The organism is Microbacterium sp. ABR10 (assembly GCF_057812175.1).
The window spans coordinates 3,470,187-3,496,245 of record NZ_CM173821.1; the positions used below are offsets into that span (position 1 = coordinate 3,470,187).

Genomic DNA, 26,059 nt, shown 5'->3' on the forward strand with positions numbered 1-26,059 from the left:
CCGGTAACGGGCTGTCACGCGAGGTAACGGATTCGTCCGGACGGCATCGTTCGACGATGATCGCGGCACCTCGGGCACCGGCATCCGGGGATCCGTCGCGCGAGGTTCGGCCGAAGCGGCCTTGGACGCCGGTGACGGATCGTCGGTAGGACGGGGCGCGCGCCCCGCACGCGGAACGCATTTCTAAGAACCCTCTCGTGGAGGGCTTAATCGCGCTTTACAGGCCGTGGCCAGCATGGGAGACGCGGGACACCCCGCGGATGAGGCGCAACGGGCGCCCACCACCCCAGGAGGCTGCTGTGGTTCACCGGATCGCCCTGTCGTCGCACGACTCCGTCGGGCTCGGACACGTGAGGCGCAACCTCGCCCTCGCCCATTCCCTCACCCGAGCGGTCCCCGGGATCGTCGGGCAGGACGTCACCGGGGTCCTCATCACGGGCCAGGCCTCCGCGACGGCGTTCCCGACCCCGCCCGGGTGGGACTGGGTGGTGGTACCCAGCGTCTCCGTCGACGACACGGGATACCGATCCCGGCACCTGGCGGCCGACATCCAGCGGGTCACCGCGATGCGGGCGGGCGTCATCGCCGGGGTGCTGCGGGCCTTCGCACCCGACCTCTTCGTGGTGGACCGCCACCCCTTCGGCGTGCACGGCGAGCTGCGCAACGCGCTGCGGGACCTCCGCGCCACCCACCCCTCGTGCACGACGGTCCTGGGTCTTCGCGACGTGCTCGACCGCCCGGCGGTCGCCCGGGCGGAGTTCCGCACGCTCGGCGGGGCCCGCGCCGTGCGGGAGCACTTCGACGCGATCTGGGTGTACGGCGATCCGGCCGTGCACGACCTGCGGCTCAGCGGCGAGACGCCCCCCGGGCTCGCGCCGCTCATCAGCTACACCGGCTACCTCGCGCACGGGCGTCCGAGCCGTCCGGCGCCCGCCGTCGACGGTCCGTTCGTGCTGACCACGGTCGGTGGGGGCTCCGACGGCGTGCACACCGCCGTCGCGGCGGCCGGCGCCGACCTGCCCGCCGGGCACCGCCACCTCATCGTCACCGGCCCCCAGATGTCGGATGCCGACCGCGATCGGGTGCGCGCGGCGGCGACGCGGACGGGCGCCGACGTGGTGCGGAGCGTGCCCGACCTGCCGGGCCTGCTCGAGCGCGCCGCCGCGGTCCTGACGATGGGCGGTTACAACACGGTGTGCGAGGTCATGAGCACCTCGACCCCCGCCCTCGTCGTGCCCCGCTCGGGCCGACGCGACGAGCAGCGCATCCGTGCTCGCGCCCTGGAGCGCATCGGCGCGTTCGAGACGGTCGGCGACGGCCCCCTCGACAGCGAGGCCATCGCCGCCTTCTTCCGCCGGACCCACCAGACCCGCTGCGCCCGTTCCGGCATCGAACTCGACGGCCTGTCCATGGCCGCCACCCTCTCGGCGCAGCTCCTCGCCCCGACGGAAGGACTCACCGCTCATGCCATCTGACGCCTCCCCCCTCATCGGCTACGTCGTGAAGATGTACCCGCGCTTCTCCGAGACGTTCGTCGTCACCGAGATCATCGCCCGCGAGGCGCGCGGCGAGCGCCTGGAGATCTTCGCGCTGCGCCCGAGCGACGACACCCGCTTCCACGCCGAACTCGCGCGCGTGCAGGCGCCCGTGCGCGCCGTCCCCGTGCCGCGTCGCCTGTCGGCGGCATGGGACGGCCTCCGTCGCGCGCAGACCGACCCCCGCCTCGGCCGGGCCGTCGCCCGCCATCTGCCGGAGCTGCTGGCCGTGGAGGCCGACGACGCGCTGCAGGCCGTCGAGGTCGCCCGGCAGGCGATCGATCGGCGCATCACCCACCTCCACGCGCACTTCGCCTCGACCGCGACGACCGTGGCGCGGCTGGCGGCGTTGCTCGCCGGCATCCCGTACTCGTTCACCGCCCACGCGAAGGACATCTTCCACTCCTCGGTCGACCCGGCCGACCTCGAGCGCAAGCTGTCGGATGCCGCGTTCACGGTGACGGTGAGCGACTTCAACCTCCGCCACCTCCGCGAGACCTTCCCCGCGGCGGGACGCATCGTGCGCGTCTACAACGGCATCGACCTCGAGCGCTTCCCGTTCGTGGAGCGCGCACCGCGGTCGGGGACGCTGCGGCTGCTCGCGGTCGGGCGGCTCGTGGAGAAGAAGGGCTTCGGCGTGCTGATCGACGCGGTCGGGCGCCTCCGAGCCGAGGGGGTGGATGCCACGCTCGACATCGTCGGCGACGGCGAGCTCGCGACCGCGCTGCGCAGACAGGCGGCCGCCTCGCCGGCCATCCGCTTCCTCGGTCCGCTGCCGCAGGGGGAGGTCTCGGCGCGCCTCCGCGCGGCCGACGTGTTCGCCGCCCCGTGCCTGGTCGGCGCCGACGGCAATGCCGACGGACTGCCCACCGTGCTCCTGGAGGCCATGGCGAGCGGCATCCCGTGCGTGTCGACGGCGGTCACCGGCATCCCCGAGATCATCGAGGACGGCCGCACCGGCGTGCTGTGCACGCCCGGCGATGTGGACTCGCTCACCGCGGGGCTGCGCCGCATCAGTCGGCCCGATTACCCCGTCGAGGCGACCACGCGTCGCGCGCGGCAGCTCATCGATCAGCGGTTCGACGCCGCGGCGCAGGCCGAGCGGCTCGCCGAGCTCACCGCGGCAAACGCCGCGACCGACCGGAAGGAGGCGGCGTGATGCGTGTGGCCTATCTCGTCGCCGACCCCGGCGTGCCCGTCTTCGGCACGAAGGGCGCGAGCGTGCACGTGCAGGAGATCGTGCGGGCGTTCCGTTCCCGCGGCGACGACGTGACGGTGTACGCCACCCGGCTGGGCGATCACGTCCCCACCGACCTCGCCGAGGTGCGCGTCGTCGTCCAGCGCGTGCGAGGAGCGGGGGCCGAGCAGCGCGAGCGCGGCATCCGCGACGCCGTCGAGGCTCTCTCCGCCGCCATCGTGGCCGACGGGTGCGACCTGGTGTACGAACGGTTCTCGCTCTTCTCGGCCGGTGGTGCCGACGTCGCCGACGCCCTCGGCGTGCCGGTCGTGCTCGAGGTCAACGCCCCGCTGGTGGAGGAGCAGCGCCGCCACCGCGAGCTGATCGACGAGCGGGCCGCGATCGCCATCGCCGGGCGCGCGCTGCAGCGCGCCGACGTGGCGGCCTGCGTCTCCGAGCAGGTGGCGGCCTGGGCGCGGGATCACGGCGCCCCGCGCCCGCTGGTGGCCCCGAACGGCGTGAACACCGACCGCGTGCGTCCGCCGCTCGTGCGGCGGGCCGACGACGTACCGCCCACCGTCGGGTTCGTCGGCACGCTCAAGCCCTGGCACGGGGTGGACGTGCTGGTGGATGCCATGGCCGAACTCGCGCGGCGGGGGCGACGGGCGCGGCTGCTCATCGTCGGCGACGGTCCGCAGCGCGCGGAACTGGAGGCGCAGGCGAAGAGCGAGGGAGTGGATGCCGAGTTCACCGGCGCCGTGGCCCCGGAGGACGTGCCGGCGGTGCTGCAACGCCTCGACATCGGCGTTGCGCCGTACCGCGCCGCTGACGACTACTTCTCGCCCTTGAAGGTCTCGGAGTACCTCGCCGCCGGGCTCCCCGTCGTGGGCAGCCGGGTGGGCCAGGTACCCTCCCTCGTCCGGCACGGGCTCTCGGGGCTGCTGACCACCCCGGGTGATGCCCGCGCGCTGGCCGACGCCCTGCAGACGCTCGTCGATGACACCGCGCTCTGTCGGCGGATGGCCGATCAGGCCCGCCAGCAGGCGGTCGCCGAGCACGGATGGGGCGGAGTCCTCACGGGCATCCTGGGCGGCGTGCCGACGGCGGTGGCGTCGTGAAGCGTCAGAAGACCGCCTCCCCCCGCGCCCTGCGGCGGAGCCTCGCCATCGTCCGACCGCACCTGCGCGGCAAGGCGTCGCTGATCGTGCTGGGCATGGTGGCGCTGCTGGCCGACGTGGTCTTCCGCGTGCTCGAGCCGTGGCCGTTGAAGTTCGTCGTCGACTCGGTGTCGGTGAGCCTGGGCGCATCGACGGGGGCGGCGGCGGGAATCCCGCAGGCGAGCCTCGGGCTGCTCGTCGCGTGCGCGACCCTGCTGCTGGGGCTCATCGCCCTACGGGCGGTGGCGGCGTACGCGAGCACGGTCGCCTTCGCCCTGGTCGGGTCGCGCGTGGCGACCGAGCTGCGCGCCCGCGCATTCGCGCACGTGCAGTCGCTGTCGGCCCGCTACCACTCGACCGCGTCGTCGGGCGACGTCGTGCAGCGGCTCGTGAGCGACATCGGCCGGCTGCAGGAGGTCGCCGTCACGGCGGGGCTGCCCCTGGTCGGGAACATCATGACCCTCGTCGTCCTCGTCGTCGTCATGTCGTTCATGGACCCCCTCCTCACCCTCGTCGTGGTGATCGCCGCCGCGCTGTACGCGGTGTCGTCGAGGCGGAGCTCCACCCGCATCACCGACGCATCGCGCACGACGCGGAAGGGCGAGGGTGCCCTCGCCGACACGGCGTCCGAGGCCCTGGGCGCCATCCGCGTCGTGCAGGCGTACGGTCTGGAGCGCCGCCTGGCCGGCGCCTTCGCCGACGGGAACGACCGGGCCCTGACGCAGGGTGTGCGCGCGCGCCGCCTTGCGGCCGGGCTGGAGCGACGCACCGACGTCATCGTCGGGTTCGCCACCGCGGCGGTGCTCCTCGGCGGCGGGTGGCAGGTGCTGTCGGGCAGCATGACCCCCGGCGACCTCGTCGTCTTCGTCGCCTACCTCAAACTCGCCATGCGCCCGTTGAAAGACCTCGCGAAGTACACCGGCCGCATCGCGCGGGCCGCGGCATCCGGCGAACGCGTCGCCGACCTGCTGGCGGAGCCCGTCGAGATCGCCGACGGCCCCGACGCCGCCCCCCTGCCCCCGCTTCGCGGCGACGTCGCCTTCGAGGCGGTCGCGGTCGACGACGGACGCGGCAGCACGGTCTTCCGGGACCTGACCCTGCACATCCCCGCGGGTCAGCACGTGTGTCTGCTGGGTCCGTCGGGTGCGGGCAAATCCACCCTGGCCGGCCTCCTCGTGCGCGCGGCGGATCCCCGCTCCGGTCGGGTGCGGCTGGACGGCATCGACGTCTCGCGCGCCACGATCGCGAGCGTCCGCTCCTCGGTGTCGCTGCTGCTGCAGGAGTCCATCCTGTTCGCCACGTCCGTCCGCGAGAACATCCGGTACGGCCGCCTGGATGCCACCGACGCCGAGGTCGAAGACGCGGCGCGCCGCGCGTTCGCGCACGACTTCGTCACCGCCCTCCCCGACGGCTACGACACCGTCCTCGGCGCGCGCGGCGGCACCCTTTCGGGCGGGCAGCGTCAGCGGATCGCGATCGCCCGCGCGCTGCTGCGCGACAGTCCGGTCATCGTGCTCGACGAAGCCACGACCGGGCTCGACCCGCACGCACGCGGCCAGGTCGGCGCGTCGCTGCAGGCGCTGACGAAGGGACGCACGACCCTGTCGATCACCCACGATGTGACCCAGGCGCTGTCGGCCGACCGCGTGCTGTGGCTGGAAGACGGACGCATCGTCGAAGACGGAGCGCCGCACGAGCTCACCGACCGCGCCGACTCGCGCGTGCACGCCTGGATGCGACGCGCCGACGACGAGGATGCCGTCGCGACGACGGGGGGCCGGCGATGACTCCGACCGTGCGCGCGCTGATCGCGCGAGACCCGGGCGTCCCCGGGCTGAGCACCCTGCTGGATCCGGCATCCCTGTCCGACGCCGTCGGGGCACCCGCCGAGGTGCGTCACCTGCGGTACAAGCCGGGGACGAGCCTGCTCCTCGCGTACACCACGTCGAAGGGCGCGTTCTGGGCGGGGGCGTGGGCGGGGCCCGACAAGCCGGGCTCGGCCGAGCGACGAGACCCCGCCGTGCGAGCCCTTCCAGGCGTGCCCTGGTCGGCCGGCGGGCCGGCGCGCAGCGACCGCGTGCTCACCCGAGCCGTAAGGGATGCCGAGCGGCACGAGCCGTCGTGGCGTCAGGCCGAGATCGTGCGGCACAACCCCGGGCGTCGGCTGGTCGTGCGCACCGGCGGCGAGTACGCCAAGACGGCCCCCGGACGCGCGGATGCCGCCCTGCGCAACGCCGAACTCCTTCGGCGCGCGGGTGTGCCCACCCTTCCTTCCCGTCTGGTCGCCGCCCACACCTGGGCCACGGCATCCTGGGGCGACGGAGACCTCGCCTCGTCTCCCTCACCGGCGCACGCCGCGGCCGCGGGCAGGGCCCTGGCCCGCCTGCACGCGGCGCCGCTCGTCGGCATCGAGGCCGGCGAGACACCCGCCGCCCGCGCCCGCAGCGCCGCCCTGGCCCTGCGCATCGCGCTCCCCGAGACCGCCCGACGCGCCGACGAGATCGCGCGGCGTGTTCCCTCGGCGCATCGGCGGACCATCGTGCACGGGGACTTCAGCGCCGACCAGGTGCTGCGCGGTCGCGACGGGCGGGTGCGGCTGATCGACCTCGACCGTCTCGGGGCGGGCGACCCGGCGCTCGATCTGGCCGGGTTCGCCGTCGAGGAGTTCCTGCGCACCGGCGACCTCGCGACGACGACCGCCCTCTTCGCCGCCTATCAGGCGGAGGGAGGTGTCGCGACCGAGAGCGAGTGGCGCGCCTGGACGCCGCTGTGCGCGCTGGAGCGGGCGATCGAGCCCTTCCGCCGGTGGCGACCCGATTGGCCCGTGGCCGTGTCTGCGCGCCTGGAGCGGGCGGAGGACCTGCGGTGATGCTTCCCCCGCGCGAGGTGCGCGACGAGCACGGACGCTGGCGCGTCCGCCGGGCGTGGCCGTCGTCGAACGGCTGCGACCTCGAGGTCGTCGACGCTGACGGGCGTCTGCGCGCCGGACGTCTGCGGGACGATCGGGTGGAGCTGCTCGCCGACGGTCGGGACAAACACCTGCCGGCCCTCGCACGCGCCTGGTCGACCGGCACGACCGTCTCGTGGCGGCGGGGACGCCGCGTCGTGCTGCGCGCCCACGACGGATCGGGCTACGTCAAGGTCGTCCGCAGCGACTCGCTCGCCGCGATCACGCGGGCACACGACCGCGCCGAATCCTTCCGCGGAGGGTTCGTCACCCCCGACGTCACACTCCTCGATCCGGCGGGCTGCGTGCACCTCACGCGCGTGGACGGCCGGACCCTGCACGACCTCGGTGCCGACCCCGGGGCTCCGGATGCCGTGGTGCACGCGGCGTGGGACGGGTGGGCCCGCGGCTGGGAACGTGTGCTGGCGGCGCCGGTCGCGGCCGACACCACCGTGCACACCGCGGCCGCCGAAGCCGAGATCCTGCTCCGGTGGCGCGATCACGCGGTCCGAGCCGGTGTCGAGCCGGCTGTCGCGGCAGCGTTCGACCGCGCGGCCGAGGCCCTCACGGTCGACGCCGGCGATGCCTCGGCTCCCGCCCACCGCGACCTGCACGACAAGCAGGTGCTGTGGGACGGGCACCGCGCCGGCCTGATCGACCTCGACACCGCCGCCCGCGCCGAACCCGCCCTCGACCTCGCGAACCTGCGCGCCCACGTGGCCTGGCGACGGGGGCAGGGGCGCCTGTCGCCGGCGCGCGCGGTCGGGGCGCTCGAGGCGATCGGCCGGGTCGCCGCCCGCTCGCGCGTCGACCCGGCGCGGATCGCCGCGTACGAGGCATCCACGCGTCTGCGCCTCGGGGCGGTCTACCTGTACCGGCCCGCGTGGCGGGCGCGGGCCGCGCAGTGGCTCATCCGCTGCGCCGCCGAGACGGGCCGGTAGACGGCTGGTCGGGCGCTCGGCGCGCCGGCGCCGCGCGAGGGCCCGTCGCCCTCCTCACACCAGCCGATACCCCGCGCCCCGCACGGTCTCGATGCGATCCGCGCCCAGCTTCTGGCGGAGGTAGCCGATGTAGACATCGGCGACGTTCGATCCGGGGTCGAAGTCGAAGCCCCACACCCGGCTGAGCAGCTGCTCACGGCTGAGCACCTGGCCGGGGTGACGCACGAGTTCCTCGGCGAGCGCGAACTCGCGCGCCGACAGCACGATCTCCCTGCCCGCGACGGAGGCGGTGCGCTGGCGCACGTCGAGCACGATGTCGCGGTGCTGCAGTTCCAGGCCCTTCGCCGTCGGCTCCCGACGGATGCGGAGCCGGATGCGGGCCACCAGCTCGTCGAACCGGAACGGCTTGCCGAGGTAGTCGTCGGCTCCGCCCTCGAGACCAGCGACGGTGTCTTCGAGTTCGACGCGCGCGGTCAGCATGATGACGGGCACGGCGGAGCCCGAACCGCGAAGCTGCTCCAGCACCTCGAACCCCGTCATCCCGGGCAGGTTGACGTCGAGCACGACGAGGTCGAACTCCCCCGAGAGGGCGAGTCCGAGGGCCTCGCGGCCGTCACCGGTGACGCGCGTCGCGTACCCCGCCGAGCGCAGACCCTTCTCGATGAAGGAGGAGATGCGGGTTTCGTCGTCGACGATGAGGATGGATGCCACGTCAGCCCTCCGGGCGATCATGTGCGGGGATGCCGCGGGGCAGCGGCGGTCGCGGGGGAACGGAATCGGTCGGCATCTCGGCGACGATCGGGATCGTGAGCACGAACTCGGCCCCCGGTCCCGTCGCCGGATCCCGCACGGTGGCGGCACCACCGTGGTTCTGGGCGATGGCGGCGACGATGTTGAGGCCGAGGCCACTGCCGCCGCGGCCGTCGTCGGCCGCTCCGCGGTGGAAGCGCTCGAAGACGCGCTCTCGCTCGTCGACGGGGACCCCGGGGCCGTGATCCCGCACGAAGAGCTCCATCGTCTCCCCGCGTGAGCGGATCCCCAGCACGAGGTCGCCCCCGCCGTGGCTGACGCCGTTCTGCGCCAGTTGCAGCAGGGCCTGGGTGATCCGCGCTCGGTCGACGACCGCGTGGATCGGAGCGACCGGTCCCCGCCGCACCGACGCCCCCTCGATCCCGCGCACCTTGACGACGACCTGCTCGACGAGCGCCGTCATGTCGGTCGCCTGCGGGCGGAGCGGGCTCGGTCCGCGCAGGGCGGCCTCCTGGGTGAGGTCCTGGATCAGGCGTCCCATCCGCCCCAGCTCGTCGAGCACGAGCTCGCGGGTGGCTCGCACGTCGGCGGGATCGCTCGCGTCCATCACGTCGAGGTGACCGCTCACGATGGTCACCGGGGTCTTCAACTCGTGCCCGACATCGCTGAGGAGCGTGCGCTGCGCGCCGAGCGCGCTGTCGAGGCGGTCGAGCATGTCATTCATCGTCGCGGCGAGCGCGCTGACGTCGTCGTTTCCCTCGACAGGCAGCCGTTCCGCGAGCGAACGCGCCGACACCCGTGCTGCCGTCTCACGCATGCGGCGCAGGGGTTGGAGCAGCCGTGCGGCCACCAGGCCCGCACTCGCCGCGATCACGACGAGCGCGATCCCGGCGGCCACGAGGTAGACGCGGGCGGCGTCGTCGATCTCGGCGAGCTCGCCCTCGAGGTCGTAGGCCGTGATGAACATCACCGGAGACGGGGGCGCCGACCCCTCGACCGCGATCGGAGCGGCGAGGTACCGCCAGGCGACCCCCTCTTCGGCATAGGTGCCGATCACGGGGTCGCCCTGGGCCACCGCGGTGACGTACGGCACGAAGCCGGGCGCGGACTGCAGGTCGACGTCGAGCGGTACCCCGGGGATGAAGGCGGCGACGCCGTCGATCACGCCGAGGGCACCGGTGTTGTCGTCGGGGCTGATGCGCGTGACCGTGGCCTCCAGCGCCGCGGTCGACGACGCCCACGCGGTCTCCCCGTTCCCCGCTGCGACCAGCGCGCGGGCCGACTCCAGCGCCGCCTCCAGGCGGGTGTCGACGTCGGCCAGGATGCGTGTGCGCTCCACCAGGTAGACGGCGGCGCCGACCGACATCAGTCCGATCGCGGCGACCACGGTGATGACCACGACGATGCGCGTTCGAACGGTCCACCCGCCGCCCGTTGCAGAGGCGGGCGCCGTTCCCATGCGCTTCAGTATGCCGGGGCGGCGACCCCCGACCCGTCGAAATAAGAAGGCTCTCACGATCGTCTTCCCACGCCCTTACCGGCGGACGACAGACTCGAATCACCTCACCACGGATGGAGTCCTCGAATGTCTCGTCGCGCTTGGATCGGCACCGCCCTCATCGCCGTCGCCGCCTTCGGCGCCATCGGGGCGACCGCCGCCGTCGCCACCGCCTTCGAGCCGCGCACCGCGACCGAGCGCGTCCTCCCGGGCGGCACGCTCACCGGCGGACCCGCTGCGGCCACGCCGTCGCCGACGCCCGTCGTCGACCCGTCGGCTGTCTCCACCGAGCAGGCGACTCCGGCCCCGGAGCAACCCGCGGCCCCCACGGACCCGCAGCCGGTCGCACCGCCCGCGCCGCAGCCGGTCGACCCTCCGGCCCCGGTCCCGGTCTCTCCCGTCGATGACGACGACGATGACACGGATGACGACGTCGACGACGACGGGTACGACGACGGCGACGACGACTGACCGTCCGCACCGTCCGCACCGCGCGCCGGCGTGCGCACGGCGGGGATCGGCCCGGCCGCGTCATCAGCGGGGCCGGGCGGAAGCGATCAGCATGTCGAGACCGAGCTCGAAGGCCCGCGTGGCCACCGGGTCGGCGGGGTCTTCCTCGGCGAGCGTCTCGAAGGCGGCGGAGAAGCGCGGGAACACCTCTTCCTGTCCCGTGGGGTCGAACACGACGGAGGGTCCCGACATGTCGAGGACGCTGCCGAGGATGAACGATTCGAACGCGGTCAGCAACGGGATGACGTCGCGCAGCGTCCAGCCGGCGGCTTCGGCGGCCGCGGCGAAATCCTCGTACTGGGCGAGGAGGACGGGCGCCGAGGCGCGCTCCGTCATCAGGAGGGGCACCACGCGCGCGTGACGGGCGAACGCCCGCCGGTACGACCGCCCCCAGGCACGCAGGGCCTCTTCCCAGGGCAGCTCTCTGAGCGGCTTCGAGTCGATGTGCGCCGAGACGAGCGCCCGGACGTCCTCGATCATCGCCGCGCGGTTGGGGACGTGGTTGTACAGCGACGCGGGGTTGACCCCGAGGCGGGCGGCGACGCGGCGCACGCTGGCGCCGTCGGGTCCGTGCCGGTCGACCAGCGCGAGGGCCGTCCGCGCGATGAGATCGCGGCTCAGCAGCGGCGTGTGCGGTCTGACGATGGCGGCCTCCCCGGGTCGGTGCGAGCCTACGTGCGGACTCCGAGATCCACTCTCGCACACACAAAACAAACGGTGTATGTTTACCGCCATGACCTCCGAGGCCTTCACCGTCGTCGACGCCGACGTCTCCGCCCTGAGCGCCGCCCTCGACTCCGGAACCGTCACCAGCGTCGAGCTCGTCGCGCGCTACCTCAACCGCATCGCGGCCTACGACCGAGCCGGCATCCGCCTCAACGCCGTGCCGGTGTTGAACCCCCGCGCCTTCGACGACGCCCGCGCCTCCGACGCGCGCCGCGCCCGCGGTGAAGCGCGCGGCCCGCTCGACGGCATCCCCTTCACCGCCAAGGACAGCTACCGGGCCCAGGGGCTGCCCGTGGCATCCGGATCCCCCGCCTTCCGCGATCTCATCGCGCAGGACGACGCCTTCGCGGTGGAACGGCTGCGCGCGGCCGGAGCGGTGCTCCTGGGCCTGACGAACATGCCGCCGATGGCCGCCGGCGGCATGCAGCGCGGCGTCTACGGCCGCGCCGAGTCGCCCTACAACGGCGACTATCTCTCGTCGGCCTTCGGCTCGGGCTCCTCGAACGGCTCGGGCACCGCCACGGCGGCCAGCTTCGCCGCCTTCGGACTCGGCGAAGAGACCTGGTCGTCGGGCCGCGCCCCCGCCTCGCACAACGCTCTCGTCGCCTACACCCCCTCGCGCGGGGTCATCTCGGTCCGCGGCAACTGGCCGCTGGTCCCCACGATGGACGTCGTCGTGCCGCACACCCGGTCGGTCGCCGATCTGCAGCACGTGCTGGATGCCGTCGTGGCCGACGACCCCGACACCACCGGCGACCTGTGGCGGACGCAGCCGTACATCTCCCTGCCGCGCCCCTCCGAGGTACGGCCCGAGTCCTTCGTAGCGCTCGAACCGCTGCCGCTCGCGGGGCTCCGCCTGGCCGTACCGCGCATCTACGTCAATGGCGACCCCGGCAGCGCCTCGCCCATCGTCACGCGCGACAGCGTCATGAAGCTGTGGGAAGACCTGCGCGCCGACCTCGAAGCCGCCGGGGCGGAGGTGGTCGAGACCGACTTCCCCGTCGTGGACCGCTACGAGAAGCTCCACCCCGGTGACGAGGACTTCCTCGACCGCGGGTTCGTCACCCGGCGCTTCCTCGACGACGAGGTGGGCGACCTGGCCGTCTGGGCGATGGACGCCTTCCTCCGCCACAACGACGACCCGGCCCTGAACCGCCTCGCCGACGTCGACGCCGCACTGATCTTCCCGCACCCCCCGGGCGCCCTCCCCGACCGCTACGGCATCTGGCACTACGACATCTCGTACGACATCGGCGACTACGTGCGCCGGGCGACGGAGTGGGAGCCCGACTGGCGCGAGGTGGCGAGCCTCGAAGAGGGCCTGCGCGGCCTCGAGCACACGCGCCGCGTCGACTTCGAGGAGTGGATGGATGCCGCCGGCTTCGACGCCGTGATCTTCCCGACGCAGTCCGACGTGGGCCCCGCCGACGCCGACGTGAACCCCGACGCAGCCGACATCGCGTGGCGCAACGGCGTGTGGGTATCCAACGGCAACCTCGTGCCGCGCCACCTCGGCATCCCCACCGTCACCGTGCCGATGGGCACGATGGATGACACCGGGATGCCGGTGGGCCTGACCATCGCCGGTCCCGCGTACAGCGACACCCGGCTCGTGCGGCTGGGCTCGGCCGTGGCCGCTCTCGGTGAGCGCCGCACGACGCCGCCGCGAACGCCGGCGCTGCCGGACGAGACGGTGTTCACGACCGCGCGACCGGTCGGCGACACGGCGCTCCGCGTGAGCATCGACACCGTCGAGACCGAGGTGGAGGGCGACCAGACCGTGGTGCGGTTCCGCGCGAGCGTCACCGGCGGATTTGCGCGCGACGGCGCCGCGTACGTCGACGGCGCGCGCGTCGAGACGCATCTCGACGGCGGTCTTCTGCGGGGCGCCTCTCGCGTCCCGACCGCGGATCACGCGACCCCGGCGAGTCCGTGGACCGCCCCCTACGGACCCCTGGTCGTGGTGGTCGTCCGCGACGACCAGGGCGCCGTGGCCGGAGACCTCGCCACCACCGCCGCCTCCCCCCTCTGACACCCGAGTCCCGAGGAACAGCCATGACCGAGGTCTTCGACTACTTCACGCAGGTCGATCTGCCCACCCCCACCCTCAGCGACGACGAGGTGCGGCGCCTGTTCGCCGAGGCGTTCGGCGTCGAGGTCGAGCTGCGCGGGCTCGGAAGTCAGCAGGACCAGAACTTCCGCGTATTCCCCCGCGGCTCGACCGAGCCCCTCGGCGTGCTCAAGCTGAGCAACCCGGTGTTCAGCGAGGCCGAGATCGAGATGCAGGATGCCGCCGCGGCCACGGTCGCCGCGCGCAGCCCCCACGTGCGCATCCCGAAGCTCGTGGAGGGGCCCCTCGGGGCGATGTCGGCGTGGTGGGACTCATCGCAGGGGCGCATCCACGCCCGCGTGATCGAGAACATCTCGGGCTCCACGCTCATGGGATCGGGATACCTCTCCCCCGCGGTGGTCGAGGCGATGGGCGCGCTCTCCGGTGCGGTGAGCCTGTCGCTCGCCGACTTCGTCCATCCCGCGAGCGGCCGCGTGCTGCAGTGGGATCTGCGCCACGCGGGTCGCGTCATCGACACCCTCCTCCCCGACGAACCGGATGCCGAGGTGCGCGCGATCGTGCGGCGCGCCGCCGACGCCGCCCGCGCCGCCCTCGCACCGGTGCAGGACGCCCTGCCGGTCCAGGCCGGGCACTTCGACGTCACCGACGACAACGTGCTGCGCGCCGACGGGGCGCTCGTCCCCGACGCCGTCATCGATTTCGGCGACGTGTGCTCCTCGTGGCGCGTCGGCGAGATCGCCACGACCGTGTCATCGGTGCTGCACCACGACGGCGCCTCGCCCGAGACGGCGCTGCCCGCCATCCGCGCCTTCGATCGCCTCCGCGACCTCGACGACGGCGAGATCACGGCGCTCTGGCCCCTCGTCGTTCTTCGCGGCGCCGTGCTGGTGCTGAGCGGTCGCGCCCAGGTGCGTCTCGACGACGCGAACGACTACGCCGCCGTCGCGCTCGATCGGGAGTTCCGCATCCTCGTGCAGGCGGCATCCGTCCCTCTTCCCGTCATCACCGCGGCCACGCGAGCCGCGCTCGGCCGCCCGCCCGCGAACAAGCCCGCGTGGACCGCCGCCCCGCTGCTGCCGGCGGGCCCCCACGTCGAGCTCGACGCGACGACCGAGTCGCCGCTGAACGACGCCGGCGCCTGGCTCGACGCCGGAACCCTCGACGTGGCCGCCCTCGACGCCCTCGACGCGGGAGCGGCGATCGTGACGGTTCCGGCCTGGCGCGCCCAGCTCACCGGCACGAGCGACCCCCTGCCCTCGACTCCCGACTCGGTGCCGACCGGCGTGACGGTCTGGCTCGCGCAGCCGACTCCCCTCGCCCCCGGCGACACGCGACGCGACGGCGACGATCTCGTCTGGACCTCGGGCCGCGAGACGGTGACGATCACGGGCGTGACCGACCCGGCATCCCCGGTCCTGCCCGCGCGCACGCGCCTTGTCCTGCGACGCGGGATCGACCGGTCGACCCCGCCGGTGCGCACCACGCCCGCCCTCGCCGCTGCCTGGCGCGAGACGGCCGGAGACCCCGGCGTCGCGATCGGCGCTCCCGCCGCCGCCCCGGTCGTCGACGACGTGCTCGCGCGCCGCCACGAGGTGCTCGCCGAGGTGCAGGAGCACTACTACGCCGCTCCCCCGCGCATCGAGCGCGGGTGGCGAGAGCACCTGATCGACGTGAACGGCCGCGTGTACCTCGACATGGTGAACAACGTCGCCTCGGTCGGCCACGCCCACCCGCACGTGGTCGAGGCGGGCTCGCGGCAGATGCACCTGCTGAACACGAACTCGCGCTTCCACTATCGCGCGATCACCGACTACGCCGACCGGGTCGCGGCGACCCTCCCCGAGGGCTTCGACACGGTGTTCTTCGTCAACTCGGGGTCCGAGGCCACCGACCTCGCCATCCGTCTCGCGATGGCCGCGACCGGCCGCCCCGACATCGTCGCGATGCGCGAGGCGTACCACGGCTGGACCTACGCCAGCGATGCGGTGTCGACATCCATCGCCGACAACCCGAACGCCCTCGCCACCCGGCCCGACTGGGTCCACACCGTGGACGCCGCCAACTCCTACCGCGGGACCCACCGGGGGGCGGATGCCGTGCACTACGCACCCGAAGCGGTCGCGGTGATCGACGAGCTCGCGGCATCCGGTCGGCCGCCTGCGGGCATGATCGCCGAGACGTACTTCGGCAACGCCGGCGGGGTGGCGCTGCCCGACGGCTACCTCACCGAGGTGTACGCCGCGATCCGCCGCCACGGCGGTCTCGCGATCGCCGACGAGGTGCAGGTCGGGTACGGCCGGCTGGGCGAGTGGTTCTGGGGCTTCCAGCAGCAGGGGGCGGTGCCCGACATCGTGGCCGTCGCCAAGTCGATCGGCGGCGGACACCCGCTCGGCGCCGTCATCACCCGACGCGAGATCGCCGACCGGTACCGCACCGGCGGGTACTTCTTCTCCTCGACCGGCGGCTCCCCGGTCTCCGCCGCCGTCGGCATGGCCGTGCTCGACGTCATCGAGCAGGAGGGCCTGCAAGAGAACGCGCGCGTCGTCGGCGGCCACCTCAAGAAGCGTCTCGAAGAGCTGGGCGAGAGGCACGAGCTCATCGGCACCGTGCACGGTTCGGGCCTGTACCTCGGCGTCGAATTCGTCCGCGATCGCGAGACGCTCGAGCCCGCGACCGCCGAGACCGCGGCGATCTGCGACCGCCTGCTCGAGCTCGGCGTCATCATGCAGCCGACCGGCGACCACCAGAACGTCCTGAAGATCAAGCCGCCGCTGGTCGTCACGCGCGCCTCGGTCGACGTCTTCGTCGACGCGCTCGATCGCGTCCTCACCACCGGCTACTGACCCGCCCGACCCCGAAAGGAGCACGCCATGTGGCGCATGCCCGCAGAATCCCACCCGCACGAACGCACCTGGATGGCGTTCCCGCGCGAGGGCATCACCCTCGGCGAGGGAGCGGAGAACCGCGAACAGGGCTACCGGGCGTGGACCGACGTGGCTCACGCGGTGCAGGAGTTCGAGCCGGTGACGATGGTCGTCGACCCCACCGAGATGACCCGCGCCCGGCGCATGCTCGACTCCGCGATCGAGATCGTCGAAGCCCCGCTCGATGAGTTCTGGATGCGCGACGTGGGCCCGACCTTCGTCGTCGATCCCGACCGCCCGGCGGTCCTCGGTGCCGTCGACTGGATCTTCAACGGGTGGGGCGCCCCCGACTGGGCCGAGTGGCAGAAATCGGCCGGCATCGCCCGCCTCGTCGCCGAGCACCTGGGGGCCGAGCTCATCGACTCGCTCCTCGTCGCCGAGGGCGGCGGCCTCCACGTCGACGGCACCGGCACCGTGCTGCTCACCGAGACCGTGCAGCTCGACCCGCGTCGCAACCCCTTCGCCGACCGCTCCCGCGTCGAGGCCGAGATGGCCCGCACGATCGGAGCGACGGATGCCATCTGGCTCTCGCGCGGCCTGACCCGCGACTACGACGACCTCGGCACCAACGGGCACGTCGACATCGTGGCCACCTTCGCCTCGCCCGAGCACGTCCTCATCCACGAGCAGACGGATGCCACCCACCCCGACTTCGAGGTCTCACGACTCGTGCGTCGCGAGCTCGAGGAGGCCTTCGCCGCGCGCGGCCGCCACGTCACCCTCACCGGCATCCCGGCCCCGACCGCCCTGCGCGACGACGAGGGGTGGCTCGACTGGAGTTACATCAACCACCTCGTCACCAACGACGGGGTCGTGCTGTGCGGGTTCGGCGATGACGCGGCCGACGCGCGGGCTCGCGAGATCGTGGCCGACGCCTACCCCGGCCGCCGCGTCGTGACGGTCGACGCCCGCCCCATCTTCGACCGAGGGGGCGGCATCCACTGCATCACCCAGCAGCAGCCGAAGCTCGCATCCGCGTAACGTCTCCGTCGCGCACCCCTGGCATCCTGAAGTTCTCGCTTCTCCCAAGGATTCGCATGCCGTCAGCCGCCCTGTTCAACATCCGCGACACCCGCCCGAACGCCCCGCGCTACCAGGCGCTCCTCGACGACCTCAACGGCGGAGCCGTCACGGCCCTCCGCGACGCCGGATGGACGGTGGCGCTCCACCCCGCAGCCGAACGGCCGCTCGCGACGCTCCTCGACGCCGCCCGCCGCTCCGATGTCGTCGTCATCCTCGGCGGTGAAGACGTCGAGCCGCGCGCCTACGGCTCCTCCGACCTCCGGCCGCACGCGACGCCCTACGACCCGGCCGCCGATGAGGCGCAGCTCGCCGTGATCCGCGACACGGTCGCCGCCGGTCGTCCCCTGCTCGGCATCTGCCGCGGCATGCAGCTCGTCAACGTCGCCCTCGGCGGCACCCTCCACCAGGACATCCCCGGACACCGCCGTTCTGAGGGCGACCCCTTCGTCGCAACCGAGGTCCGCTTCGACCGGCCCGACCCGGTCTCGACCGCCGGCGACCTCCTCTGCAGCCACCATCAGTCGGTCGACCGCCTCGGAGAGGGCCTGGATGCCACGGCTCGCGCAACCGACGGCACCATCGAGGCCGTGCGGCACCGCGACCTGCCGGTCTGGGCGTACCAGTGGCACCTCGAGCACCCGCGGTCGGCCGCCCGTCAGCTCACTCCCGTGATGACGTCACTGCTCGCCGCGGGCGCACCCGAGCGAGTCGCATAACCCGACCGCGCGAAGCCGCCCGCGCTCAGTCGAGCAGCAGCGCCGGCTCCTCCAGCACGGATGCCACATCGGCGATGAACCGCGAGATCCCGTCGCCGTCGACCACGCGGTGATCGAACGAACCCGAGACCGTCGTGACCCAGCGGGGGCGCACCTCGCCGTCGACGACCCACGGCTTCTGCCGGATCGCGCCGAGGGCGATGATGCCGGCCTCGCCCGGGTTGATGATCGGGGTGCCGGCATCCACTCCGAACACGCCGATGTTGGTGATCGTGAACGTGCCGCCGGACTGGTCGGCCAGGCTCGTCTTGCCCTCGCGGGCGGTGAGGGTGAGGTGCTCGAGGGCCTTTGCCAGCTCGCGCGTGTTCATGCCCTGTGCGTCCTTGATGTTCGGCACGAGCAGGCCGCGCGGGGTTGCGGCGGCGATACCGAGGTTGACGTAGTGGCGCACGCTGATCTGCGCGCCGTCTTCGGTGTCCACCCAGGCGGCGTTGATCATGGGCGTGCGGCGCAGGGCCCAGATCACGGCGCGGGCCATGATCAGCAGCGGCGAGATCTTCACGTCGGCGAAGTCGGCCGAGGCCTTGAGGCGCTTGACGAGCTCCATGGTGCGCGAGGCGTCGACGTCGACCCACACCGAGACGTGCGGGGCCGAGTACGCGCTCGAGGTCATCGCGTTGGCGGTGGCTTTGCGGACGCCCCGGACGGGAATGGACTCCTCGCGGGCGTCGGCGGACTGAGCTGCGGGAGCGGGAGCGGATGCCGTCGGCGCGGGCGCTGCGGGAGCGGAGACCTCGATCGTCTCCTCGCGCACGTCGCCCCACGCGGGCGTCTCGATGTTGCGGAAGACGCTGGCCTGCTCGGCGTGCTTCACCACGTCGTCGCGGGTGACCTCACCGGCGGTGCCGCTCGGCGTCACCGCCGACAGCTCGACGCCGAGATCGCGCGCGAGCTTTCGGATCGGGGGTTTGGCGACCACGCCGACGGATGCCGCCACCGGACGCTCGATGGACGGTCCCTGAGCCTGTCGAAGGGTGCGGCGCCGCGACGACACCGCGCCTCCCGTGCCGTAGCCGACGAGCACGGCGCCGCCCGGGTCGCTGGGCTCGGGGACCGTGGTCGGAGCCGAGGGCGCCGGGGGCGCGGCATCCGCTGAGCCGATCGTGATGATGGGCGACCCGACCTCGACGGTCGCACCCTCGGATGCCAGCAGCTCGCCGACCGTGCCCGAGTACGGCGAGGGCAACTCGACGAGCGACTTGGCCGTCTCGATCTCGACGATCACGTCGTTGACGGCGACGGTGTCACCGGGGGCGACGCGCCACTGCACGATTTCGGCCTCGGTGAGGCCTTCGCCGACATCGGGGAGAACGAACGTCTGATCGGTCACGGTGTGTCCTTTGCTCGGAAGCCAGCTTGTCACCGGGGTCGCCGCGACGGAATGCTCGGGCGAGGCGGAGGGGTGCGGGTCAGTAGGCGAGAGACCGGTCGACGGCCTCGAGGATGCGGTCGGCGTCGGGCAGGTAGGTGCCCTCGAGCTTCGCGGGCGGGAAGGGCACGTCGAAGCCCGAGACGCGCAGCACGGGAGCCTCGAGCGCGAAGAACGCCTTCTCCATGACGGTCGCGGCGATCTCGGAGCCGAGCGAGGTGAAGCCCGGTGCCTCCTGCGCGTAGACCATGCGGCCGGTGCGGCGCACCGAGTCGAGCAGCGGGCCGTAGTCGACCGGCGACAGCGACCGCAGGTCGATGACCTCGCAGCTCGTGCCCTCGCTCTCGGCGAGCGCGGCCGCCTGCAGCAGCGTCGTCACCATCGCGCCGTGACCGACGAGCGACACGTCGGTGCCGCGGCGCACGACGCGGCTGGCGTGCAGCGGCAGGGCCGGCGCCGACGTGTCGACCTCGCCCTTCTGCCAGTACTTCGCCTTGGGCTCGAAGAAGACGACCGGGTCGGGCGAGTCGATCGCCTGCTGGATCATCCAGTACGCGTCGTTGGCGTTCGAGGGGCTGACCACGCGCAGACCCGGGGTGTGCGTGAAGTACGCCTCGGGGCTCTCCTGGTGGTGCTCGACCGCGCCGATGTGCCCGCCGTAGGGGATGCGGATGACGACGGGCATCTGCAGGGCGCCCTCGTGGCGGTTCGTGAGCTTCGCCAGCTGCGAGGTGATCTGGTCGAACGCGGGGAAGACGAACCCGTCGAACTGGATCTCGAGCACGGGGCGGAACCCGCCCATCGCGAGACCGATCGCGGTGCCGACGATGCCCGACTCCGCCAGCGGGGAGTCGATGACGCGGCGCTTGCCGAAGTCCTTCTGCAGACCCTCGGTCACGCGGAACACACCGCCGAGCGGGCCGATGTCCTCGCCCATGAGCAGCACGCGGTCGTTCGTCTCGAGCGCGCGGCGGAGCCCGGCGTTCAGAGCCCGGCTGATCGGAAGGTTCTCGGTCACTGGGCGCCTCCGTCCATCGACGTCTCGTAGTCGTCGAGCCAGCGCTGCTCCTCCTGGATGAGCGCGTGCGCCTCGGAGTAGACGCTCTCGAACATGTGGCCGCGCGGGATCGTGCCCAGCTCGTTCGTGCGCACGCGCACGTCGTCAGCGAGGGCGGCGCCCTCGGCATCCGCGTCGTCGAAGAACTGCTGCGGTGCCCCTCGTCCCTCGAGGTAGGTGCGCATGCGGGCGATGGGGTCGCGCCCGGCCCATGCCTTCTCTTCGTCGGAGGTGCGGTACTTCGTGGGGTCGTCGCTCGTGGTGTGCGCGCCCATGCGGTACGTCATCGCCTCGATCGCGCGGGGGCCGCCTCCGGCACGCGCCTCGTCGAGGGCGGTCTTCGTCACGGCGTAGCTGGCGAGCACGTCGTTTCCGTCGACCTGCAGGCTCGGGATGCCGTAGCCCTCACCGCGCTTGTACAGCGGCGAGCGCGATTGCGTCGCGACCGGGACGGAGATGGCCCACTGGTTGTTCTGCAGGAAGAACACCTGCGGCGTCTGGAAGCTCGCGGCGAACACCATCGCCTCGTGCACGTCGCCCTGGCTGGAGGCGCCGTCGCCGTAGTAGACCATCACGGCTTCGTCGCTCTCGGGGTCACCCGATCCCGCCTTGCCGTCGAAGACGAGCCCCATGCCGAGGCCCGTGGCGTGCAGGGTCTGCGCGCCGAGCACGAGGGTGTAGATGTGCGTGTTGCCGTTCTTCGGATCGGTCGGGTCCCACCCGCCGTGGGTGAGTCCGCGCATGAGCCGGATGATGTCGATCGGGTCGACGCCGCGGATGCGGGTGACCACGTGCTCGCGGTACGAGGGGAAGATGTGGTCCTGTGCGCGGGCGGCGCGGGCCGAGCCCACCTGTGCGGCCTCCTGCCCGAACGACGGGGGCCACAGGGCGAGCTGTCCCTGCCGCTGCAGGTTGGTCGCCTGCACGTCGAACGCGCGGATCGAGACCATGTCGCGATAGAACGTCTCGAGTTCGGCGTCGGTCAGGGCGTCGATGAGCGGCAGGTAGCGCTCGGCCGCGGGCGTGGGCGCCAGCGTGCCGTCGGCTGCCAGAACGCGCACGAGAGCGGGATCGTCGAGCGGGGTCATTCCCCCACGCTAACGCCCGACCCATGCTCACGACCGCATGAGGTGCACAACGGATGACGGAATCCGCCGTCGACGTCAGACAAACGGATGCCGCCGGATGCCGCGCCGGATGGCGCCGCGTCAATGTCCGGTCGCTTCGACGGGCTCAGGGACCTAGGAGCGACCCAATGAAATCGCTGCGCGAGGTGGCTGAGCCTGTCGAAGCCGCCGGGGTGCCGCAACGACCGCGGCCACGTGCCGCGCTCAGGGCGCCGTCGCCGCGGCGACCTCGACGACGCGCTCCAGCGACTCCTCTTCGCCGATGGAGATGCGGATGCCGTCGCCTGCGAACGGGCGCACGATGAGACCCGCCTCCTCGAACGCCGCCGCGACCTCGAGCGTGCGCTCCCCCGCGGCGAGCCAGACGAAGTTGCCCTGCGCGTCGGGCACGTCCCACCCGGTCGCGCGCAGACGGTCGACCAACCGGTCGCGCCGTTCGGCGATGACGGCGACGCGGTGCAGCAGCTCGCTCTCGGCATCCAGGCTCGAAAGCGCCGCGGCTTCCCCGGCGGCCGTGACCGAGAGGGGTATCGCGGTGCTGCGGGCGGCGTTCAGCACCGCCTCGTTGCCGATGGCGTAGCCGACACGCAGGCCGGCCAGGCCGTAGGCCTTCGAGAACGTGCGGAGCACGACGATGTTGGGCCGGTCGAGCACGGCGCGGACGCGCTCACCCTCCACCGAGGTGCGGTCGGTGACGAATTCGGCGTACGCCTCGTCGAGCACGACGAGCACGTCGCGGGGCACCTCGTCGATGAACGACGCGAACTCGTCGTAGCCGACGGTCGGGCCGGTGGGGTTGTTGGGGCTGCAGACGATCACCAGGCGCGTGCGCTCGGTGACGGCGGCGGCCATGGCCGGCAGATCATGCCGCGCCTCTGCGGTGAGGGGCACCTGCACTCCGGTCGCGCCGGTCACCGCGACCAACGAGGGGTACGCCTCGAAGGAGCGCCACGCGTAGACGACCTCGTCGCCCGGGCCGGAGGTCGCCAGCAGCAGTTGCGCGAGCAGCGAGACGCTGCCGGCGCCGACGTGCACCTCGTTGGAAGAGACGCCGTACCGCGCGGCGAGTCGTTCGCGCAGGCGTGCCGCCGTGGCATCCGGGTATCGGTTGAAGGCCCCCGCAGCGTGGACCGCCTCGAGCACACCTGGGAGGGGCTCGAAGGGGTTCTCGTTGCTCGAGAGCTTGAAGGCGTCGGGGCTGGCCTGCCGACCCTGTCGGTACGCCGGGAGGGCGGCGATCTCGGGACGGATACGGGGCAGGACCGGCTGTTCGCTCACCCCGCGAGCCTATCCGTGGGCCCCCGGGTTTCGTCAGCCCCTCCTCCCCAGCCGCGAGACCCTGACGGCGGTGTCCCTCGCGTGCCAGGGTGGGGGCATGCGCTTCGTCATCCGCATCGCCGTCAACGCCTTCGCCATCTGGATCGTCACGCTGCTGCCCGCGCTGCAGGTGCGCCTCATCCCCTTCGCCCCGGGCGAGTGGGTGCAGGTGCTGCTCACGCTGCTGCTTGTGGGACTGATCTTCGCCCTCGTGAACACGATCGTCGGCACCGTGGTGAAGATCGTCGCCATCCCGCTCTACATCCTCACGCTCGGGCTGATCTCGCTGATCATCAACGGCTTCCTGCTGTGGCTGACGGCGGTCATCACCGAGAACTGGGACTGGGGCCTGCGCACGGGCGAGTTCTGGCTGACGGTGGTCGCCGCCCTCCTGATCGGCATCATCAACGCTGTGCTCGGCGGCATCCTGCGCCCGCGCCGCGAGGAGCGCGAGCGCCGCTGAGTCCCCGCGTCCGCGGTTCCCGAGCCGAAGGGAGCGCAATCCGCACGCCAGCCCCGGTCGCCGAGCCCGTCGAAGGGACCGCAACCCGCGCGCCAACCCAGGTCCCTGAGCCCGTCGAAGGGACCGGAACCCGCGTGTGCTCGGAGGCTTCGACGGGCTCAGCCTCCGTCGTCCGGGATGCCGCCCACCCAGGCCCCTGAGCCCGCCGAAGGGACCGCAACCTGCGCGTGCTCGGAGGCTTCGACGGGCTCAACCTCCGTCGTCCGGGATGCGACTTGGCGTGCTCCGCCAGGAATCGACGGGTGCGGACACGACGCGTCCCCGCCATGATGGAGGGATGACCGCGAGTGCCTACGCGCCCTTCCGCGTCGTGTTCGTGTGCAGCGGTAACATCTGTCGGTCGCCGATGGCCGAGGTGGTGTTCCGCCGTCTCGCCGAGACCGCGGGACTCGGCGCCCACGTCTCGTCGACTTCCGCCGGCACCGGCGACTGGCACGTCGGCGAGCGCGCCGACCACCGCACGATCGCCGCCCTCGATCGCCTCGGCTACGACGGCGCGGCCCACCGCGCGCGGCAGTTCCAGTACGCCGACTTCACCCGCAACGACCTCGTCGTCGCGCTCGACCGCAGCCACGAACGGGTGCTGCGCGGCTGGGCGCAGAGCGACGACGACACCGACAAGATCGCGCTGCTGCAGTCCTTCCTTCCGGATGCCGAGACCCCCGACGTACCCGACCCGTACTACGCGGGGGCCCCGATGTTCGACGAGGTGCTCGGTATGATCGAACGCGCAAGCCGAGCCCTGTTCCGACAGCTCGAGCCCGCCATCCGTTCCGCGGGCTGACCCGTTCGCGCGACCCTCGGGAGACCCGTGTCCTCTCTGCCTCCGCAGCCCCTCAGCCCGCTCGACGGTCGGTACTTCGCCACCGTGTCCGAGATTGGCGACTACCTGTCGGAGGCGGGCTTGAACCGCGCCCGCGTCGAGGTCGAGGTCGAGTGGCTGCTCGCCCTGACCGACCGCTCCCTGTTCGGCACCTCTCCCGTGTCCGACGCCGACCGGGGGCGCCTCCGCGCCCTCTACGAAGACTTCGGCGCCGACGAGATTGCCTGGCTCGCCGCCAAAGAGGCCGTCACCCGTCACGACGTGAAGGCCGTCGAGTACCTCGTGCGCGACCGTCTCGACAGCCTCGGGCTCACCGGCCTCGCCGAACTGACGCACTTCGCCTGCACGAGCGAAGACATCAACTCCACCGCCTACGCCCTCACCGTGCAGCGCGCGGTCGAGCGCGTGTGGCTGCCCAAGCTCCGCTCGGTCACCGCCGCCCTCGCCGAGCTCGCCGTCGCGCACCGCGACGCCGCGATGCTCTCGCGCACGCACGGTCAGCCGGCCACGCCCACAACGATGGGCAAAGAGATCGGCGTCTTCGCATGGCGTCTCGAGCGCGTCATCCGCCAGCTGGATGCCGGGGAGTACCTCGCGAAATTCTCCGGGGCCACCGGCACCTGGTCGGCGCACGTCGCCGCCGAGCCCGACGTCGACTGGCCGGCGCTCACGCGGGAGTTCATCGAGTCGCTCGGCCTGGGCTTCAACCCGGTCACGACGCAGATCGAGTCGCACGACTGGCAGGTCGAGCTGTACGACCGCGCGCGTCACGCGGGCGGCATCCTGCATAACCTCGCCACCGACATCTGGACCTACATCTCGCTCGGGTACTTCACCCAGATCCCCGTGGCCGGAGCCACCGGATCGTCGACGATGCCGCACAAGATCAACCCGATCCGTTTCGAGAACGCCGAGGCGAACCTCGAGATCGCCGGCGGACTCTTCAGCACCCTGGCATCCACCCTCGTCACCAGCCGTCTGCAGCGCGACCTGACCGACTCGACGACGCAGCGCAACATCGGCGTCGCGTTCGGTCACTCCCTGCTCGCGCTCGACAACCTGCAGCGCGGCCTCACCGAGATCTCGCTCGCCGAGGACGTGCTTCTCGCCGACCTCGACGTGAACTGGGAGGTGCTCGCCGAAGCCATCCAGACCGTGGTGCGCGCCGAGATCGCCGCAGGTCGCTCGCAGATCACCGACCCGTACGCGCTGCTCAAGGACCTCACGCGCGGTCGCCGCGTCGGCGCTCCCGAGCTGGCCGAGTTCGTGCGCGGACTCGACATCGGCGATGCCGCGAAGCAGCGCCTGCTCGCCCTGACGCCCGCCGCCTACGCGGGCCTGGCGTCGCGAGTGGTCGACGCGCTGTAGGCCCGTCCGCTCCCCGCGCGCCGCGCCAGCCTCACTCCCGGTCGCTCCACCCCTCGGTGGCGCCAGCCTCACCGCCGGTCGCTCGACCGGTGGGTCGCGCGCGCCTCACCCCCGGTCGCTCGACCGGTGGGTCGCGCGCGCCTGCCGCTGCGCCGCTCTTCCTGCTGAGCGTCCAAAACACGCCGCCCCCGGCACGACGAAGCGGCGCGTCCTGGACACTCGACGGGTCTCCGACGCGTGCCCCGCACCCGTGAGTACCCCCTGTCGAGCGCCCGACACCCCCGCACCGCTCCCTCGCCCTCGCCCTCGCCCTGTTGAGCGTCCAGAACACGCCGCACCCGACACGACGCAGCGGCGCGTCCTGGACACTCGACGGGTCTCCGGCGCATGCCCCACACCCCCGCACCCCTCCCCCCGTTGAGTGTCCAAGACACGCCGCC

At 72.5% G+C, this 26,059-nt stretch carries 20 protein-coding genes and 1 pseudogene; 14 read left to right on the plus strand and 7 right to left on the minus strand.

All coding sequences use genetic code 11. The features are described 5' to 3' along the window. Positions 1-299: 299 nt before the first annotated feature. The 6 genes from ACXKZF_RS16075 to ACXKZF_RS16100 are packed head-to-tail and all read left to right on the plus strand — an operon-like array spanning position 300 to position 7,757. Positions 300-1,475 carry a glycosyltransferase family protein gene (locus tag ACXKZF_RS16075; RefSeq protein WP_488984887.1) on the plus strand — a complete coding sequence of 392 codons (1,176 nt, stop codon included), beginning with the start codon at positions 300-302 and terminating at the stop codon, positions 1,473-1,475. Then, complete coding sequence (locus tag ACXKZF_RS16080; RefSeq protein WP_488984888.1) at positions 1,465-2,694, plus strand: glycosyltransferase; 1,230 nt, start codon at positions 1,465-1,467, stop codon at positions 2,692-2,694. Before ACXKZF_RS16075 ends, ACXKZF_RS16080 begins: the two co-directional genes overlap by 11 nt. Then, on the plus strand, positions 2,694-3,830 hold the full coding sequence (locus ACXKZF_RS16085) for a glycosyltransferase family 4 protein (RefSeq protein WP_488986015.1): 1,137 nt from the start codon (positions 2,694-2,696) through the stop codon (positions 3,828-3,830). Before ACXKZF_RS16080 ends, ACXKZF_RS16085 begins: the two co-directional genes overlap by 1 nt. Then, entirely contained in the window at positions 3,827-5,656 is a 1,830-nt protein-coding gene (locus ACXKZF_RS16090; protein WP_488984889.1) for an ABC transporter ATP-binding protein, read from the plus strand. The genes ACXKZF_RS16085 and ACXKZF_RS16090 overlap by 4 nt, the downstream gene beginning before the upstream one ends. Next, on the plus strand, positions 5,653-6,738 hold the full coding sequence (locus ACXKZF_RS16095; RefSeq protein WP_488984890.1) for a phosphotransferase family protein: 1,086 nt from the start codon (positions 5,653-5,655) through the stop codon (positions 6,736-6,738). The genes ACXKZF_RS16090 and ACXKZF_RS16095 overlap by 4 nt, the downstream gene beginning before the upstream one ends. Beyond that, positions 6,735-7,757 (plus strand): hypothetical protein, encoded by a 1,023-nt coding sequence (locus ACXKZF_RS16100; RefSeq protein ID WP_488984891.1) that lies wholly within the window; start codon positions 6,735-6,737, stop codon positions 7,755-7,757. The genes ACXKZF_RS16095 and ACXKZF_RS16100 overlap by 4 nt, the downstream gene beginning before the upstream one ends. Positions 7,758-7,811: 54 nt before the next feature. Here ACXKZF_RS16100 and ACXKZF_RS16105 read toward each other — a convergent pair whose 3' ends face one another. After that, complete coding sequence (locus ACXKZF_RS16105; protein ID WP_055952383.1) at positions 7,812-8,468, minus strand: response regulator transcription factor; 657 nt, start codon at positions 8,466-8,468, stop codon at positions 7,812-7,814. Position 8,469: 1 nt separating this feature from the next. Beyond that, positions 8,470-9,966 carry a sensor histidine kinase gene (locus tag ACXKZF_RS16110; RefSeq protein ID WP_488984892.1) on the minus strand — a complete coding sequence of 499 codons (1,497 nt, stop codon included), beginning with the start codon at positions 9,964-9,966 and terminating at the stop codon, positions 8,470-8,472. Positions 9,967-10,092: 126 nt separating this feature from the next. Between ACXKZF_RS16110 and ACXKZF_RS16115 the strand changes: the two genes are divergently transcribed. Continuing rightward, the gene (locus tag ACXKZF_RS16115) at positions 10,093-10,476 is read left to right on the plus strand and encodes a hypothetical protein (RefSeq protein WP_488984893.1); all 384 of its coding nucleotides are present in this window, start codon (positions 10,093-10,095) and stop codon (positions 10,474-10,476) included. 63 nt (positions 10,477-10,539) lie between these two features. On the opposite strand, the gene ACXKZF_RS16120 is transcribed toward ACXKZF_RS16115, so the two are convergent. After that, entirely contained in the window at positions 10,540-11,250 is a 711-nt protein-coding gene (locus tag ACXKZF_RS16120; protein ID WP_488986016.1) for a TetR/AcrR family transcriptional regulator, read from the minus strand. Here ACXKZF_RS16120 and ACXKZF_RS16125 point away from each other — a divergent pair. From ACXKZF_RS16125 to ACXKZF_RS16140, 4 genes and pseudogenes are all read left to right on the plus strand, one after another. Next, positions 11,249-12,922: pseudogene (locus ACXKZF_RS16125) on the plus strand (amidase); the annotation flags it as partial. The gene ACXKZF_RS16120 and the pseudogene ACXKZF_RS16125 sit on opposite strands and share 2 nt — an antisense overlap. A 374-nt stretch (positions 12,923-13,296) precedes the next feature. Next, the gene (locus ACXKZF_RS16130; protein WP_488984894.1) at positions 13,297-16,155 is read left to right on the plus strand and encodes an aminotransferase; all 2,859 of its coding nucleotides are present in this window, start codon (positions 13,297-13,299) and stop codon (positions 16,153-16,155) included. A 36-nt stretch (positions 16,156-16,191) separates the two neighbouring features. Next, a complete protein-coding gene (locus ACXKZF_RS16135) occupies positions 16,192-17,217 on the plus strand; it encodes an agmatine deiminase family protein (protein ID WP_488986017.1) in 1,026 nt (341 codons plus the stop codon). 56 nt (positions 17,218-17,273) lie between these two features. Continuing rightward, a complete protein-coding gene (locus ACXKZF_RS16140) occupies positions 17,274-17,975 on the plus strand; it encodes a gamma-glutamyl-gamma-aminobutyrate hydrolase family protein (RefSeq protein WP_488984895.1) in 702 nt (233 codons plus the stop codon). Positions 17,976-18,000: 25 nt separating this feature from the next. Here the strand turns inward: ACXKZF_RS16140 and ACXKZF_RS16145 are convergent, their stop codons facing one another. The 4 genes from ACXKZF_RS16145 to ACXKZF_RS16160 all read right to left on the minus strand — a co-directional run bounded on the left by ACXKZF_RS16145 (position 18,001) and on the right by ACXKZF_RS16160 (position 22,866). Then, on the minus strand, positions 18,001-19,365 hold the full coding sequence (locus ACXKZF_RS16145; RefSeq protein ID WP_488984896.1) for a dihydrolipoamide acetyltransferase family protein: 1,365 nt from the start codon (positions 19,363-19,365) through the stop codon (positions 18,001-18,003). A gap of 79 nt (positions 19,366-19,444) precedes the next feature. Next, a complete protein-coding gene (locus tag ACXKZF_RS16150; protein WP_488984897.1) occupies positions 19,445-20,422 on the minus strand; it encodes an alpha-ketoacid dehydrogenase subunit beta in 978 nt (325 codons plus the stop codon). Continuing rightward, positions 20,419-21,549, minus strand: a complete 1,131-nt coding sequence (locus tag ACXKZF_RS16155) for a thiamine pyrophosphate-dependent dehydrogenase E1 component subunit alpha (RefSeq protein WP_488984898.1) — start codon at positions 21,547-21,549, stop codon at positions 20,419-20,421. The genes ACXKZF_RS16150 and ACXKZF_RS16155 overlap by 4 nt, the downstream gene beginning before the upstream one ends. Positions 21,550-21,792: 243 nt before the next feature. Next, complete coding sequence (locus ACXKZF_RS16160; protein ID WP_488984899.1) at positions 21,793-22,866, minus strand: histidinol-phosphate transaminase; 1,074 nt, start codon at positions 22,864-22,866, stop codon at positions 21,793-21,795. Between the two features lie 97 nt (positions 22,867-22,963). Here ACXKZF_RS16160 and ACXKZF_RS16165 point away from each other — a divergent pair, with 97 nt between their 5' ends. The 3 genes from ACXKZF_RS16165 (at position 22,964) to purB (ending at position 25,619) form a co-directional block, all read left to right on the plus strand. After that, positions 22,964-23,368 (plus strand): phage holin family protein, encoded by a 405-nt coding sequence (locus ACXKZF_RS16165; RefSeq protein WP_488984900.1) that lies wholly within the window; start codon positions 22,964-22,966, stop codon positions 23,366-23,368. Between the two features lie 337 nt (positions 23,369-23,705). After that, a complete protein-coding gene (locus ACXKZF_RS16170) occupies positions 23,706-24,212 on the plus strand; it encodes a low molecular weight protein-tyrosine-phosphatase (protein WP_488984901.1) in 507 nt (168 codons plus the stop codon). Positions 24,213-24,239: 27 nt separating this feature from the next. Beyond that, positions 24,240-25,619, plus strand: a complete 1,380-nt coding sequence (gene purB, locus ACXKZF_RS16175) for an adenylosuccinate lyase (protein ID WP_055952432.1) — start codon at positions 24,240-24,242, stop codon at positions 25,617-25,619. Positions 25,620-26,059 lie beyond the last annotated feature (440 nt).

Coding starts and splice junctions, on each gene's coding strand:
- ACXKZF_RS16080 (WP_488984888.1), top strand. CDS start 1,465: ATGCCATCTGACGCCTCCCCCCTCATCGGCTACGTCGTGAAGATGTAC.
- ACXKZF_RS16085 (WP_488986015.1), top strand. CDS start 2,694: ATGCGTGTGGCCTATCTCGTCGCCGACCCCGGCGTGCCCGTCTTCGGC.
- ACXKZF_RS16095 (WP_488984890.1), top strand. CDS start 5,653: ATGACTCCGACCGTGCGCGCGCTGATCGCGCGAGACCCGGGCGTCCCC.
- ACXKZF_RS16110 (WP_488984892.1), bottom strand. CDS start 9,966: ATGGGAACGGCGCCCGCCTCTGCAACGGGCGGCGGGTGGACCGTTCGA.
- ACXKZF_RS16115 (WP_488984893.1), top strand. CDS start 10,093: ATGTCTCGTCGCGCTTGGATCGGCACCGCCCTCATCGCCGTCGCCGCC.
- ACXKZF_RS16120 (WP_488986016.1), bottom strand. CDS start 11,250: ATGGCGGTAAACATACACCGTTTGTTTTGTGTGTGCGAGAGTGGATCT.
- ACXKZF_RS16130 (WP_488984894.1), top strand. CDS start 13,297: ATGACCGAGGTCTTCGACTACTTCACGCAGGTCGATCTGCCCACCCCC.
- ACXKZF_RS16135 (WP_488986017.1), top strand. CDS start 16,192: ATGCCCGCAGAATCCCACCCGCACGAACGCACCTGGATGGCGTTCCCG.
- ACXKZF_RS16140 (WP_488984895.1), top strand. CDS start 17,274: ATGCCGTCAGCCGCCCTGTTCAACATCCGCGACACCCGCCCGAACGCC.
- ACXKZF_RS16155 (WP_488984898.1), bottom strand. CDS start 21,549: ATGACCCCGCTCGACGATCCCGCTCTCGTGCGCGTTCTGGCAGCCGAC.
- ACXKZF_RS16165 (WP_488984900.1), top strand. CDS start 22,964: ATGCGCTTCGTCATCCGCATCGCCGTCAACGCCTTCGCCATCTGGATC.
- ACXKZF_RS16170 (WP_488984901.1), top strand. CDS start 23,706: ATGACCGCGAGTGCCTACGCGCCCTTCCGCGTCGTGTTCGTGTGCAGC.